The sequence below is a fragment of the Devosia honganensis genome (assembly GCF_042648785.1).
GTDB lineage: Bacteria > Pseudomonadota > Alphaproteobacteria > Rhizobiales > Devosiaceae > Devosia > Devosia honganensis.
Genome location: NZ_JBHRYD010000005.1, coordinates 103,632 through 117,727 on the forward strand (window position 1 = coordinate 103,632; position 14,096 = coordinate 117,727).

The 14,096-nt window shown below is 69.4% G+C and carries 13 protein-coding genes; 11 read left to right on the forward strand and 2 right to left on the reverse strand.

Annotated elements, in window-relative coordinates; genetic code table 11:
* The first annotated feature begins 27 nt into the window (after positions 1-27).
* The 5 genes from ACFOOL_RS07470 (at position 28) to ACFOOL_RS07490 (ending at position 4,310) form a co-directional block, all read left to right on the forward strand.
* Positions 28-327 (forward strand): hypothetical protein, encoded by a 300-nt coding sequence (locus ACFOOL_RS07470; RefSeq protein ID WP_380096318.1) that lies wholly within the window; start codon positions 28-30, stop codon positions 325-327.
* 24 nt (positions 328-351) lie between these two features.
* Positions 352-1,011: a response regulator transcription factor gene (locus ACFOOL_RS07475; RefSeq protein WP_380096319.1), complete on the forward strand. Its 660-nt coding sequence runs from the start codon at positions 352-354 to the stop codon at positions 1,009-1,011.
* A gap of 79 nt (positions 1,012-1,090) precedes the next feature.
* Complete coding sequence (locus tag ACFOOL_RS07480; RefSeq protein WP_380096320.1) at positions 1,091-2,470, forward strand: sensor histidine kinase; 1,380 nt, start codon at positions 1,091-1,093, stop codon at positions 2,468-2,470.
* Between the two features lie 64 nt (positions 2,471-2,534).
* On the forward strand, positions 2,535-3,008 hold the full coding sequence (locus tag ACFOOL_RS07485; RefSeq protein ID WP_380096321.1) for an RT0821/Lpp0805 family surface protein: 474 nt from the start codon (positions 2,535-2,537) through the stop codon (positions 3,006-3,008).
* An 84-nt stretch (positions 3,009-3,092) separates the two neighbouring features.
* A complete protein-coding gene (locus ACFOOL_RS07490; protein WP_380096322.1) occupies positions 3,093-4,310 on the forward strand; it encodes a hypothetical protein in 1,218 nt (405 codons plus the stop codon).
* Positions 4,311-4,522: 212 nt separating this feature from the next.
* Here the strand turns inward: ACFOOL_RS07490 and ACFOOL_RS07495 are convergent, their stop codons facing one another.
* Complete coding sequence (locus ACFOOL_RS07495; protein WP_380096323.1) at positions 4,523-6,508, reverse strand: FAD-dependent oxidoreductase; 1,986 nt, start codon at positions 6,506-6,508, stop codon at positions 4,523-4,525.
* The gene (locus tag ACFOOL_RS07500; protein ID WP_380096324.1) at positions 6,505-7,581 is read right to left on the reverse strand and encodes a hypothetical protein; all 1,077 of its coding nucleotides are present in this window, start codon (positions 7,579-7,581) and stop codon (positions 6,505-6,507) included. The genes ACFOOL_RS07495 and ACFOOL_RS07500 overlap by 4 nt, the downstream gene beginning before the upstream one ends.
* A 105-nt stretch (positions 7,582-7,686) precedes the next feature.
* Here ACFOOL_RS07500 and ccmI point away from each other — a divergent pair, with 105 nt between their 5' ends.
* From ccmI to ACFOOL_RS07530, 6 genes are all read left to right on the forward strand, one after another.
* Complete coding sequence (gene ccmI, locus ACFOOL_RS07505; RefSeq protein WP_380096325.1) at positions 7,687-8,796, forward strand: c-type cytochrome biogenesis protein CcmI; 1,110 nt, start codon at positions 7,687-7,689, stop codon at positions 8,794-8,796.
* A gap of 29 nt (positions 8,797-8,825) precedes the next feature.
* Complete coding sequence (gene ccmE / locus ACFOOL_RS07510; RefSeq protein ID WP_380096594.1) at positions 8,826-9,278, forward strand: cytochrome c maturation protein CcmE; 453 nt, start codon at positions 8,826-8,828, stop codon at positions 9,276-9,278.
* Positions 9,275-11,248, forward strand: a complete 1,974-nt coding sequence (locus tag ACFOOL_RS07515; protein WP_380096326.1) for a heme lyase CcmF/NrfE family subunit — start codon at positions 9,275-9,277, stop codon at positions 11,246-11,248. Before ccmE ends, ACFOOL_RS07515 begins: the two co-directional genes overlap by 4 nt.
* Positions 11,248-11,709 (forward strand): cytochrome c-type biogenesis protein, encoded by a 462-nt coding sequence (locus ACFOOL_RS07520; RefSeq protein ID WP_380096327.1) that lies wholly within the window; start codon positions 11,248-11,250, stop codon positions 11,707-11,709. The genes ACFOOL_RS07515 and ACFOOL_RS07520 overlap by 1 nt, the downstream gene beginning before the upstream one ends.
* Positions 11,710-11,833: 124 nt before the next feature.
* On the forward strand, positions 11,834-13,363 hold the full coding sequence (locus tag ACFOOL_RS07525) for a Do family serine endopeptidase (protein WP_380096328.1): 1,530 nt from the start codon (positions 11,834-11,836) through the stop codon (positions 13,361-13,363).
* 58 nt (positions 13,364-13,421) lie between these two features.
* Positions 13,422-14,093 carry a response regulator transcription factor gene (locus ACFOOL_RS07530; protein ID WP_380096329.1) on the forward strand — a complete coding sequence of 224 codons (672 nt, stop codon included), beginning with the start codon at positions 13,422-13,424 and terminating at the stop codon, positions 14,091-14,093.
* The last annotated feature ends 3 nt before the right edge of the window (positions 14,094-14,096 follow it).

Below are 14,096 nucleotides of genomic sequence, written 5' to 3' on the forward strand. Positions count from 1 at the left end.
CAGCAACGGGCCGCTATTGATCGGGACATGAAAACCCACGCCCCCAAACCTTCCGCCGTCACCGCCCTCGCCCTGGCGCTTGCGCTGGCCCTTGCCGGCACGGGCGGGGCGCAGGCCCAGGCCTGTCTCGACAAGCGAGAGATCCAGGAAGCGGTCTCCTCCGGCCGCATCATGTCGCTCGACGCCGTGCTGGCCTCGGGCGGGGTGGACGCACGAACCGAAATTCTCAACGTCCAGGTCTGTGACCGGGGCGGCAGGCTGGTATATGTCATCGGGGTGCTGAGCCCGGACGGCCAGGCGCAGAACCTGGAATTGCGGGCGAATTAACGGCGGGAACAGGCGGGGCGGGGCATGCGTATTCTGGTTGTCGAAGACGACGTCAATCTCAATCGGCAGCTCAAGGAAGCGCTGACCGAGGCGGGCTATGCGGTGGATGTGGCCTTCGACGGCGAGGAAGGCCATTTCCTGGGCGATACCGAACCCTATGACGCCATCGTGCTCGATATCGGCCTGCCGCAGATGGACGGCCTGTCGGTGCTGGAGGAATGGCGCCGCGCCGGGCGGACCGTGCCGGTGCTGCTGTTGACGGCGCGCGACCGCTGGAGCGACAAGGTGCAGGGGATCGACGCCGGCGCCGACGACTACGTGGCCAAGCCCTTCCATATGGAGGAGGTGCTGGCGCGCATCCGCGCCCTGGTGCGGCGGGCGGCGGGCCATGCCAGCAACGAGATCGTCGCCGGATCGGTGCGGCTCGACGCGCGCGCCGGCAGGGTGACGGTGGGCGGCCAGGCCATCAAGCTCACCAGCCACGAACTGCGCCTTCTGAGCTATCTCATGCACCACAAGGGCAAGGTGATCTCGCGCACCGAACTGACCGAGCATCTTTACGACCAGGATTTCGACCGCGACAGCAATACGATCGAGGTCTTTGTGGGGCGCCTGCGCAAGAAGCTGCCGGACGACTGCATCCAGACCGTGCGCGGGCTGGGCTACCAGATCGTCGAGGACTGATCCTTGCCCTTTTCCGGCACGTCCTTCGTTCCCGCCACGCCTTTTCTGCCCAGAGGACGCCCGGCAGCGGGGCTCGGCCATGCTGCGTAAGGGCTCCATCGCCGCCTCCTTGTTCTGGCTGTCGGCCGGCTGGCTGGTGGTGGCGCTGGTGGCGACGGGCTTCCTGCTGACGGACCTTTATTCGCGGGCACTCGACACGACCCTGATCCAGACGCTGGATTTCCATGTCGAAAGCCTTGCCGGGGCCCTGCTGGACACCCGCGACCCGCGCGATCCCGATATCGCCCTGGCCGACCCGCGTTTCGAGCGTCCGCGCTCGGGCTGGTATTGGATCATCCGCGACGACGAAGGCAATCTGGTCAATCTCTCCACCTCGGTGGTGGGCATCGACCTGCAAGGGGTGGGCGCCGCCGCCGACGCGCTGGGGCGAAGCACGGAAGTGGTCCGCGATCCCTTCGGCACCCAGTTGCGGATGGTCGAGCGCAATGTGACGCTGGCGCCCGAGAGCTACCGCATCACGGTTGCCGGCAACCTCACCGAAATCCTCGAACTGGTGGACAATTTCCGCGGCCAGACCTTCGTGGTGCTGGGCGCGGTGGGCGCGATGCTGGCGGTGATGAGCGCCATCGTGGCGCGCTTCGCCCTGCGCCCGGTGGCCCGGCTGAGCGCCGCCGTGGAGGCGGTACGCGAAGGCGACAGCGCCGAAGTCACGGGTAGCTATCCCACCGAAATCGCCCCGCTCGCCGAACAGGTCAACGAATTGCTGCGCTCCAACGCGCAGATCATCGAACGCGCCCGCAACCAGGTCGGCAATCTCGCCCATGGGCTCAAGACGCCCATCGCCGTGCTGCGCAACGAAGCGGCTGCCGGCGAGGGGGAGCTGGCCGATATCGTCGCCACCGAAACCGACCGCATGAGCGACATGGTCTCGACCTATCTGGAACGGGCGCGGCTGGCGGCGCGCACCTCGGCCGTCGGCAAGAAGGCCGATGCCGCCGCCGCCATGGGGCGGCTCGCGCGCGTGATGGGTAAGATCCATCCCGACGTGGCGATTTCCCTTGCCGCGCCCGATGCCGGGCTGCCCTGGTTCCGCGGCGACGAGGCGGACCTGGAGGAGATGGCCGGCAATCTGCTCGACAATGCCTGCAAATGGTCCGGCGGACGGGTGGAGGTCCGGCTGGCGGGCGAGCGCGGCCCCGGAGGCCGGCAATTGCTGATCCGCATCGAGGATGACGGCCCCGGTCTTTCCGAACAGGCCATGGACAAAGTGTTGCGCCGCGGCGTCAGGCTGGACGAGAAAACGCCCGGCAGCGGACTGGGACTGGATATCGTCAAGGAACTGGTCGATGTGTATGGAGGAAGCCTCGAGCTCAAGCGTTCCGGGCTCGGCGGGCTGCTGGCGGAGTTGCGGCTGCCGGCGGCGCGGCAGGGACGGCCGGTCGCGGCGCCCCGAGGCTGACGCACTTTCGCCGTAATACGCAACAAGAGAACCAACAGGATCCACGAAAAGGGCCACGAACCAGATGAATCGCTCTACGCTTCTTGCCATTCCGCTTTTTGCCCTGGCGCTCGCCGGCTGTTCCAGCACCGGAACCCAGCAGATGGGCCAGGCACCGGTGGCAACCCAGCCGGTCGTGGTGCAGCCTCTGGTGCCCACCTCCGCCCAGACCGTGCAGCAGGCCAGGCTGACCACGAGCATCGCCAACGGCTTCGTCGATCCGGCGGCGCTGGCGCGCATGAGCGCCAAGGATTCCAGTGAAGCCAACAGCGCGCAGTTCTACGCCCTGCAATTCGGCCGCCCCGGCGCCCCGCGCCAATGGGCCGGCGACAGCGGCACCACCGGCTCGGTGGCCGTGGGGCCCTATGTCCGGGTGAACAATCTCGATTGCCGCGACTTCACCCATACGGTGAAGATCGGCGGCACCGACTATGTGCGCAAGGGCACCGCCTGCCGCGAGCAGAACGGCAATTGGAGCGTGGTGCCGGGCACCGCCTGACCCATTCTTCCCTTCGGCGCAAAGGATTGTTTACCGGCGCGGCATAGGGTCGGGGCCTGACCCCGTCCCTGTGCAACCGGTTCGATGACCCAGCCCGCCAAGAGCCAAGCCGATGCCGCGCCCAAGCCCGCCAGGGCCCCGGCCGGGCGCAGCCATGCCGGGAGCGCGCCGTTTGGCGGGCTGATCGACGCCGTCATCGTGGATGAGCCGGTGCTGTTCCCCTTTGCCGGCTCGGTGGGCAGGGACGCCGCCATGGCGGCCTGGGTCTGGGTGTCGCGGGACCTGTGCCCCGAGCTGATCCCTGCGGAAAAACTCGAAAGCGGCCGGTTCGGCGCCGCCGAGCTCGAACCGCTGATGCCGGACGTGCTGGCTGGCATGACGGCGGCGCTGGAGCGGGTGGACGCCGATGGCGAGGCCCTGCAGCGCCTGCGGGTGCAGTTCGGGCGCGAGCGGGCGCGCGAGGAACTCGCCGTGACGATGGCGGCGCTGCATGCCCGCGCGCTGCTGCCCAAGGCGCAAGGCTTCGGCCGGGCCGTCAACTCCATAGGCGACGAGGCGGCGCTGGGAACGGCGCTGCAATCCATGCCGCTGCGGGACCCGCAAATGGCGGCGCTGCTGTTCCATGCCGCGCTCGGCCAGATCGCCAATCCCACGCGGCTGATCACCGCCGTCATCAGGTTGGCGGGCGGCGCCAATGAGGAAGCCGTGGCGCGCAACGGCTTTTCGCCTTTGCTCGACGCCTATCTCGCCCATGCGCAGAACCAGCTTTGCCGGCTGAACCTGACCGGACCCTTCGCCGATATCGACCTGGCCTGCCGCAGCCTCGACCGGTTCCACCGGCTGGCGCGGGCGCTGACCGGCTATATCGAATTCGCCCGAACCAGCCGCAGCACGCAGATCCTGTCCAGCATCACCAGGATGGTCTCGGACCGGGTGGAACCGCGCCTCAAGGAGGTCGCGACCGATCTCAACCAGGCCATGCGCCGCCCGCGCGAGGGCCATGACCGGATCGACGGCGACCGGCTGCTGGGCGCCATCAGCGGCGTCTACCTGCTCGCCACCGTGCGCGACTGCCGCGCCTCGCTGGCGCTGAACGCGGTATTCGACCAGGCCTGGAACCAGACCGGCGAGGCGCTGGAATTGCATATCCAGCGCAATCTGGACCTGCTGCGGCAGAACCCGGACGACCAACTGACCGGCGCGCGGCTCGACGCCGCCATCAAGATGGCCGAGGTGCGCTTCAACCCCGACTATGCCGAAACCCTGCGGCGCGCCCGCGTGACGGCGGAGCGGCGCGGCTAGCGGCTTTCATGTTTTGACGGAATCGGCGCCCAGCGCTCCCTCCCCCTTGAGGGGAGGGTTGGGGAGGGGGTGGATCTGACGGATCACCGAAGGACCCCCACCCCCGACCCCTCCCCTCAAGGGGGAGGGGAGCAAGAAGGCGCTGATCCGCTTGACAGTGAATGACTCTAGGACACTCCCTGCCTTTGAGGGACGTTGAGTTTGCGGCGGCTTCAGGCCGGCTCCGTCTCGAATGCCTCCAGCGTCGCCGGGATGGCCCGGCCCTGATCGCGGACGGTGACCGGCAGGCCGGCGGCAAGGGCCGCGCCGGCCACCAGCGCCGTGGCCGCGGCGCCGGCCGGGCGCAGGACGACGCCGATGGCGAGCAGGGGCTGATCGACATCCGAGCTGCGATAGATCAGTGAGCCGGGCTCGAACAGGCGTTCCTCGGCGGGAACGAGACGCACGACGCGCGCCCCGGGACCGAAGCGGCCGGCAAGAAAGGGCGGCACGGCTTCGGGCGCGGGCCGGGTTTCGTCGATGGCGTCGTATCCGGGCGCCGGCCGGGCGAGCGGCACCAGCGCCACCCGCTCCTGGGCCACCACGCCCGCCGCCTCCGGCGGAATGAGGCCCAGGCCGACGCCGGCGGCCACCTCGCAGATGGCCAGCGGCTGGGGCGCTTCGGAAAGGCTGGCGAGCCCGGTGGGGCGCTTTCGAAACAGCGCGCGCCAGCGGCCTTGCGGCGGTTCGGGGCGGGGCAGCAATTGCGCGCCGGCATCGAGATAGGCGGCAGGGGATTGGGGGCGCGGCGGCGCGATATGGACCGGCGCGTCGGGCGTTTCGTAGAGCGGGTCGATGCGCGGATCGTCCACCGGCTTGCGCGGACGGCCCAGCAGCAGGTCCACCGCGTCGGCGCCGCTCTGGATGCAGCCGCGCCGGGTGAACCAGCCCGCCGCGCTGCCCGCCAGCGCCACTCCGTCGAGCGCTCCCGAAGGCTCCAGCCGGTGGCGGGCGTCGTGCCAGCGGCTGTGACCGCCCGCGACATGCCATAGCGTCAAATCCGGCTGCCAGCCGCCGCACACGAGCAGGCGATCGGCCTCCAGCGGCTCGCTGCCGGCCTGATCGGCATGGAGGCGGACCGCGTTGCCCGCCCGTGCGGTTTCGGCGAAGGCCGGCCCGGTGCCGGGCGACTGCACCATGCCATAGGCGCGGGAAAATTCGATGAAGCGCGAAGCCGGGCCGGGGCGGCTGTCGAGAATGCGGCCGATGGCGATGCCGACATCGCTGGCCAGCATGGCGAGGCGATAGGCGGGATTGCTGCCGGTGGCGAAAAGCGCGCTGGCGCCCGGCCAGACGCCGTAGCGCGCCGCCAGTTCATGGGCGTCGAGCGTCAGCGCGACCCCCGGCAGGCGATTGCCGGGAAAAAGCGGCAGGCGCTCCAGCGCTCCGGTGGCGATGACGATGCGCGGGGCCTCGATGTCGACGACCCGGCCCCGCGGGCGGCCCTCGACCATGTCGACGCGATGCAGCCGCACCAGCCCCGGACGGATGGAGAACACCCGGGCCGAGGCGATGAGGGTGATGGCGTCGCTGGCTGCCGCCTCGGCGGCGAGGCGGGCCATGCTCTCCTCGGGCGCGTCCTCGCCCTCCTGCGTGCCGAACAGCCCCGAATGGCCGCCCGGCAGCGCCGTGGCCTCGACCAGCATGACGGCAAGGCCGGCCCGTGCTCCGGCCAGCGCCGCCGACAGCCCGGCGACGCCCGCGCCCACGACCATGAGATCGGCCGATCCTTCCGGCAGGCCGGGCACGGCGCGCCAGGGCCGGTCGAGCACATGCGGTTCGTCCAGCGGCAGGCCGAGCGTGCGGCCGGGCTGGAACAGCCGGGCGAGGGCGCCGGCGCGTTTCGCCCCGAGGGTGACGAATTCGGCGCCGTCCACCGCCGGCGTGCGCGCCATGGGCAGGGCGCCCAGCGGGTCGCGGGCGAGGCCGGCAAGCGCGATGACCGGGCTGGACCGGGGGGTGAGGCCGACCGGCATGCCGCGATGCAGGCCCAATGTGTCGATGCCCGAGGCGAGGGCGGCGCTGAGCACGGTGTCGCCGGCAAAGCCGGACACCAGCCGGCCATCGAGCCGGAAATGCACGGGACGAGCGCGATCGATGGCACGGCCGGCAAAGCCGCGCGCCGCGTCGGCCGGCAACCGGTGGAGCTGCGGCCTCATGGCGCGCCTGCCTGCCGGGGCGGCACGAAATCGGCCACCGGCGGGCCCGCGGCGGCGCGGTTCACCAGCCGCGCATCGAACCATTCGGCCTCGTGGGCCCGGGCCGCTCCGGCCAGCCAGCGCGCCAGGGCCGGGGCGAGGAAGGCGCCGAAACCGCCCATGCCGGCCACGATATCGGCACCGGTGCCGGCGGCCCGGCCCAAAGCGGGGGCGCCATCGGCGGTGGCGAGGACGGCGAAACCGGTCTGCCCCGCCTGCTCGACCTGCCGTTCGCGGCCCAGCAGGCCGTGCAGATGGCCGGAAAAAGCCGCCAGATCCCCCGGTCCGATGGCGGCAATGCCGCCTTCGGGCTGTTGCAGCAGGATGGTACCGGAATTGATCTCGAGCATGATGGGGGCGGCGAGCGGCGGCGTCGGGGTGGTCAGGATGCTGGCGAAGGATTGCCGGCGCAGGAGGCGCGGCCATTGCGGCAGGGGCAGGAAGGAAATGATGGCGTCGTGATCGGCGAGGATCGCCTGCCTCGCCTCGATTCCGCCGCCGTCCACCGACAGCGCCGCCGCGCCATCCGGGGCAATCTCGATCCTTCCGGGCGCGACGCGCTCGACGCCCTGCCGTGCGAGCCAGAGGTCGAGCGCCGGCTCCAGCACCGGGCGGTTGAGGCGCACCGCATCGCGCAGGACGACGCCGGCCCGGCCCGGACCCAGCAAGGAGGGCGCCGCCGGCTCGGCCGCCATGCCGTGGCCCAGCGCCATGTGCCGCATATGCGAGAGCGCCTCGATGGGCGCCGCCCCATCGGCAAAGAAGATCGGGTCCTGCCGGCTCCAGGCGCCGCGCCTGGCGATGCGCCCCACCAGCGTCAGCGTCTCGGCCACGCCCTCGGTGAGCATGAACCAGCTTTCGGGGCGGGTGATGGGCGCGACCGAGAGATCGATGCTGCGGGGGAGGCGATAGCCGGCCTGGCTCTCCCCGACAAAGGCGACCCTGCGCCCGTGCACGCCCGCCAAGAGCCCCGCCAGCAGCCGGGCAAGGGGGCTGGAGCCGATGACGGCAAAATCGAAAACGCCGCCGTTCATGCGGCCAAAGCGCCTGCGACGTCCCGCCCCTGTGGCAATGCGTCCTTGTCGGCACGTGCTGTTTTGGTGGTTTTTCGCCGCATTCGGCTTATAGAAGGCCATGCCTTGCGCGAAGCACAAAAGCGTTTGGGGCCGATGATTTTCTGGATGCTCGCCATAACCGTTACCGCCATCGCCTGCGCTGCGTTGTTGTACGCGGCGGGTGGGCGCACGGTCAACGCGGCCGCGCCGGCCGGGGCCGACGGCAACGACCATTTCCGGCTGCTGCTCGCCGGTATCGAGGCCGATCTGGCCAGCGGCAAGCTGGACAAGGAGCAGGCCATCGCCGCAAAGGGCGAACTGGCCCGCGAGATGCTGCGCAGCCGGGGCGAGACGGAACGGGCGCCCAGGGGCGAGCTGGGACGCGGCACGCTGCTGGGCGGAGTGGCCGCCGTCGCGGCGCTGAGTTTCGGCATCTATGCTCTGCTGGGCAATCCCGACCTGCCGGCGCGCCCATTGGCCGAGCGGCCCGAAGCGGCGGCCCTGACCCTCGATCTCGAAGGCGCTATCGCCCGCATCGAGGCGCGCCTCGCCGAAGTGCCCGACGATTTGCGCGGCTGGAGCGTCATCGCGCCCGCCTATGCCGAGATGGGCCGCTTCGAGGACGCCGCCAACGCCTATCGGCAGGTCATGGCGCTCTCCGAGCCGACCGCCGATCTGCGGACCGATCTTGCCGAGGCGCTGCTGCTGGGCGCGAAGGGGGCCGGCAGCGACGAGGCCATGCAATTGCTCGAAACCGCCGCGGCCGCCGATCCGGCCCATGCCCGCTCACGTCTTTATCTCGCCTCGGAACTGATGCGCATGGAGCGCTATGAGGAAGCGGCACGCTGGTGGCAGGAGGCGATCGCGCTGGCCAATGGCGACGAGGCCTGGCTGATGGCGGCGCAGCAGGGGCTCGAGGTGGCGCGCAATGACGGCATCGACCTGGCCGCCGAACAGCAGGCGGAGATGATCGCCGCCATGGTGGGCGGACTGGCCGAACGGCTGGCCGAGGAGGGCGGCTCCATCGAGGAGTGGATGCAATTGCTCCGGTCCTATCTGGTGCTGGGGGATCGCCAGAGCGCCCAGGCGGCTTATGATGACGCCGTCGCCGCCTATCCCGCTGCCTTCGACCGCGGCGAACTCGATACGCTCGCGCTGGGCGCGGGCCTGACGCTGAATGGAGATGCACAGTGACCATGCCGGCTTCCGCCCGCCGCAAGGGCATGACCCGCAAGCAGAAGCGCCTCGCCGTGATCGCCGGCCTGGCGGTGGTGCTGGCCATTGCGGCCGGATTGGTGCTGACGGCGCTGCGCGACCAGATCGTATTCTTCTATTCGCCCACCGACATGGTGGAGCGCGCCGTGGCGCCCGGCCATCCGGTGCGGCTCGGCGGGCTGGTCAAGGACGATAGCTGGACCCGGGAGGGCCAGGAGAACCGCTTCGTCGTCACCGATGGCGGCATGGACGTACAGGCCCGCTATATCGGCATCCTGCCGGACCTGTTCCGCGAGGGCCAGGGCGTGGTGGCCGAGGGGAGCCTGGGGCCGGACGGCATTTTCGAGGCCACCAACGTGCTGGCCAAGCATGACGAGAACTATGTGCCCCGGGAGGTGGTCGAGGCGCTCAAGGCCCAGGGCGAATGGCGTCCCGAGGGCGGAGGCGCGCCCGCCTCATGAGCATCGAGCTTGGCCATTTCGCACTGATCCTCGCCTTCGCCATCGCCGCGGTCTCGGCGGCCGGCGGGCTGGCCCTGTGGCGGCGCGGCGACCGGCTGGCGATGGTGATGAGCCAGGCGGCGGTGCTGCAATTCGTCCTCGTGGCGGTGGCGTTCCTGGCGCTGGTGCAGGCCTTCGTGGTGTCGGATTTCTCCCTGGCGCTGGCGGCCAATAACTCCCATTCGCTCAAGCCGCTGATCTTCAAGATTTCCGGCGTCTGGGGGAACCACGAGGGCTCGATGCTCCTGTGGATCTTCATCCTGGTGCTGTTCGGGGCGCTGGTGGGCGCCTTCGGCCGGCGCCTGCCCTCGGACCTGCTCAACCTGGTGCTGGGCACGCAGAGCCTGCTCACCGCCGCCTTCGCCGGCTTCACGCTCTTCACCTCCAACCCCTTCGCGCGGCTGGCCCAGCCGCCGCTGGAGGGGGCCGACCTCAACCCGGTATTGCAGGATATCGGGCTCGCCCTGCATCCGCCGCTGCTCTATGCCGGCTATGTCGGGTTTTCGATCTGCTTTTCCTTCGCCATCGCTGCGCTGGTCTCGGGGCGCATCGACCAGAGCTGGGCGCGCTGGGTGCGGCCCTGGACCATGCTGAGCTGGACCTTCCTCACCCTGGGCATCGCCATGGGCTCCTACTGGGCCTATTACGAGCTGGGCTGGGGCGGCTGGTGGTTCTGGGACCCGGTGGAAAATGCCAGCTTCATGCCCTGGCTTTCCGGCACGGCGCTGCTGCATTCGGCGCTGGTGATGGAAAAGCGCAATGCGCTCAAGATCTGGACGGTGTTCCTGTCCATCATCACCTTTTCGCTGTCGCTGCTGGGCACCTTCCTCGTCCGCTCGGGCGTGCTGACCTCGGTGCATACCTTCGCCAGCGACCCCACGCGCGGGCTGGTGATCCTCTCCATGCTCGCCGTCCTGATCGGCGGCGCTTTCCTGCTCTTCGCCATCCGCTCCCCCTCCCTGCGCCAGGGCGGGCTCTTCGCCCCGATCAGCCGCGAGGGGGCGCTGATCCTCAACAATCTCTTTCTCGCCACGGCGGTGGGCGCTATTCTGGTGGGCACGCTCTACCCGTTGCTGCTCGACGCGTTCACCGGCACCTCGATTTCGGTGGGCGCACCGTTTTTCGACTTCACCTTCGGGGCGCTGATGGCGCCGCTGCTGCTGGTGCTGCCCTTCGGTCCGCTCCTGCCCTGGAAGCGCGCGGACCTGGTCGCCGCCGGACAGCGGCTGATCGGGGTGGCGGCGCTCTCCATCTTCCTCACCATCCTCATTTCCGCCCTGGGGGGCGTCTCGATCTCGCTGGTGCCGCTGGGGCTGCTGCTCGGCTTCTGGGTCAGCTTCGGCTCCATCGCCGAACTGGTCGAACGCAGCCGGCTGGGGCGCATCCCGCTGGGGGACAGCCTGCGCCGGCTCAAAGGCCTGCCGCGCAGCATCTGGTCGACCGCCATCGGCCATCTGGGGCTGGGGCTGACGGTGCTGGGCATCGTCACCGTCACCGCCTGGGAGACCGAGCTGGTCACCACGCTCAACCCGGGCGAGACGGCGGAGCTGTCGGGCTATGTCATCGCCTTCGACAGTTTCGAGCAGGTGCCGGGGCCGAACTACCTGGCCGATACCGGCTTCTTCACCGTGACGGCGCCGGGCGGCGGCACGGCGCGCCTCGAGGCCGAGCGCCGCACCTATGTCGCGAGCGGCATGCCGACCACCGAGGCGGCGATCCGCACCTATGGCCTGTCCCAGCTCTATCTCCAGCTCGGCGAGCCGCTGGACGACACCCATGTGGTGCGCGTCTGGCACAAGCCCTATATCCTGCTGATCTGGATCGGCACGCTGGTGATGGCGGGGGCGGGGATATTGTCGCTGACCGACCGGCGGCTGCGCGTGGGCGTGCCGCAACGGGCGCGCCGGGCGGCGCTGGGGGAGGCGCGGTGATGCTGCGTACGCTGCTGGTCTGCCTGCTGCTGGCGCTGCCCGCCACGGCCGCGGCGGTGGGGCCCGACGAAATCCTCTCCGATCCGGCGCTCGAGACGCGCGCCCGCTCCATCTCGGCGGGGCTGCGCTGCCTCGTCTGCCAGAACCAGTCCATCGACGACAGCGACGCGGACCTGGCGCGCGATCTGCGCCTGCTGGTGCGCGAGCGGCTGCTGGCCGGCGACAGCGATGCCCAGGTCGAGCAATATGTCGTCGACCGCTATGGCGAATACGTGCTGCTCAATCCGCGCTTCGGCGCCCATACCCTATTGCTGTGGGTGGCGGCGCCGGCGCTGCTGGGGCTGGGGCTGATCGCCCTGCTGGTGGCACGGGGGCGGACGAAACCGGCAGGGCCGGCGGAACTGACGCCGGAGGAGGAAGCGGCGCTGGCCGAACTCGCCCGCGACACCGATCCGCAATAGTCCCGCCGCAATCCGGCCTGCTACATTGCCAAAGCTTAATGTGGACGCAACTTCATAGAAAGGCGCGCCGTTCCATATCTATGTCCACGAGCTGTTGAGAGCTTAACCAAGGAGATAGGTTCCCATGCGTTCGACTGTACTTTCGCGCACCCGTCGCTGGCTGGGCGCTTCGGCTCTCGCCCTTTTGGTCGGCGTGGGCGGCGTTTCCACCGCATTCGTCCTCACCGGACAGGCGGCCAATGCGCAGATTCACAATGCCGCACAGATCGTCGTGCCGCAAACCTCGGTCCAGCAGGGCTTTGCCGACCTGGTCGATGCCGTCAAGCCGGCGGTGGTTTCGATCCTGGTCGAGGCTGAGGCCCCCGGCCGCAACACCGTGCAGCGCGGCGGCCGCAATTTCGACTTCGAGTTCAACTTCCCCGACCTGCCCGAAGGCCATCCCTTCCGCGACTTCTTCGACCAGTTCAACGGTCCCGGAGGCCAGGGCGGCAGGGGCGGCGAGGCCCGTCCGCGCCAGTTCCTGGCGGCCGGCTCCGGCTTCATCATCTCCGAGGACGGCTATGTGGTCACCAATAACCACGTGGTCGAAGACGCCACCAAGGTGACGGTGATCTCCGAGGACGGCAGCGAGCAGGTTGCCGAGATCGTCGGCACCGACGAGCGCACCGACCTGGCCGTGCTCAAGATCGAAGGGGAGAACCTGCCCTTCGTGACCTTCGAGGACGAGCCCAGCCGCGTGGGCGACTGGGTGGTCGCGGTGGGCAATCCCTTCGGGCTGGGCGGCACCGTGACCGTGGGCGTCATCTCGGGCGCCGGCCGCGATATCGGCGGCTCCAGCTATGGCGACTTCCTGCAGATCGACGCGGCGGTGAACACCGGCAATTCCGGCGGCCCGGCCTTCAACACCAATGGCCAGGTGGTCGGCGTCAACACCGCCATCTATTCGCCCAATGGCGGCAATGTCGGCATCGCCTTCGCCATCCCGGCCCATACCGTCAAGCAGATCGTGGGCCAGCTCATCGAAAAGGGTTCGGTCACCCGGGGTTATCTGGGCGTCTCGATCCAGGATGTGAGCAAGGACATCGCCGACAGCGTCGGCCTGCCCGCGGCCCGCGGCGCCATCGTGCGCGAGCCCACCGAGGACGGCCCGGCGGGCGCCGCCGGCGTCAGGTCCGGCGACATCATCCTCAAGGTCGATGGCGACGAGATCAGCGATGCGCTCGATCTGAGCCGTACCATCGCCGGCAAGGCCCCCGATTCGACCGTCGAGCTGACCCTCTGGCGCGACGGCGCGGAAACCACCCTGTCGGTGACGCTCCAGCAGTTGTCCGAGGAAGCGGCGGCCACGCCCGATACGCCAACCCCGCCTCAGGCCCTGCCGGAAGCCGCGACCAGCCTCGGGCTGACCCTGGTGCCCAATGGCGACGGCTCGGGCGGCCTCCTGATCCAGAGCGTCGATCCCGACAGCGCTGCGGCGCAGCGGGGCCTGGCCACCGGCGACGTGATCCTCGAGGTCGACAACCAGCAGGTATCGGCCGCCGGCGATTTCGACCAGGCCATCGCCGCCGTGAAGGACCGGGGCCTCAATACCGTGCTGCTCAAGGTGGCGCGGAACGGGGAAGCCCGCTTCGTCGGCCTGCCGATCGCCGAATAGACCATGACGGTCCCGGGGAACAGCCCCGGGACCGTTCGCCAAGGCGGAGCCTGCGGATTTGAAGATTTTGCTGATCGAGGACGACCGCGAGGCGGCCAGCTATCTGATGCAGGCGCTCGATGAGGCGGGCCACGTCACCCATCACGCCGCCGATGGCGAGACCGGCTATGCCATGGCCTCGGGCATGGAGTACGACGTGCTGATCGTCGACCGCATGCTGCCGCGCCGGGACGGTCTCAGCATCGTTGAAAGCCTGCGCGCCGAGGGCAACAAGACCCCGGTGCTGATCCTGTCCGCCCTGGGCGAGGTGGACGACCGCGTGACCGGCCTTCGGGCCGGCGGCGACGATTATCTCACCAAGCCCTATGCCTTCACCGAATTGCTGGCGCGGGTGGAAGTGCTGGCCCGGCGCTCGAGCCCGGCGGAAGCGGCCACCTTCTATTCGGTGGGCGGGCTGACGCTCGACCGGCTGAGCCGCAAGGTGGAACGCGACGGCGAGACCGTGCTGTTGCAGCCGCGGGAATTCCGCCTGCTCGAATATCTGATGAAGAACGCCGGCAAGGTGGTGACCCGCACCATGCTGCTGGAAAATGTCTGGGACTATCATTTCGATCCGCAGACCAATGTGATCGACGTGCACATGTCGCGCCTCCGGTCCAAGATCGACAAGGGCCACGACGTGCCGCTGCTGCATACGGTGCGCGGGGCCGGCTACATGATCCGGGAGTAGCAG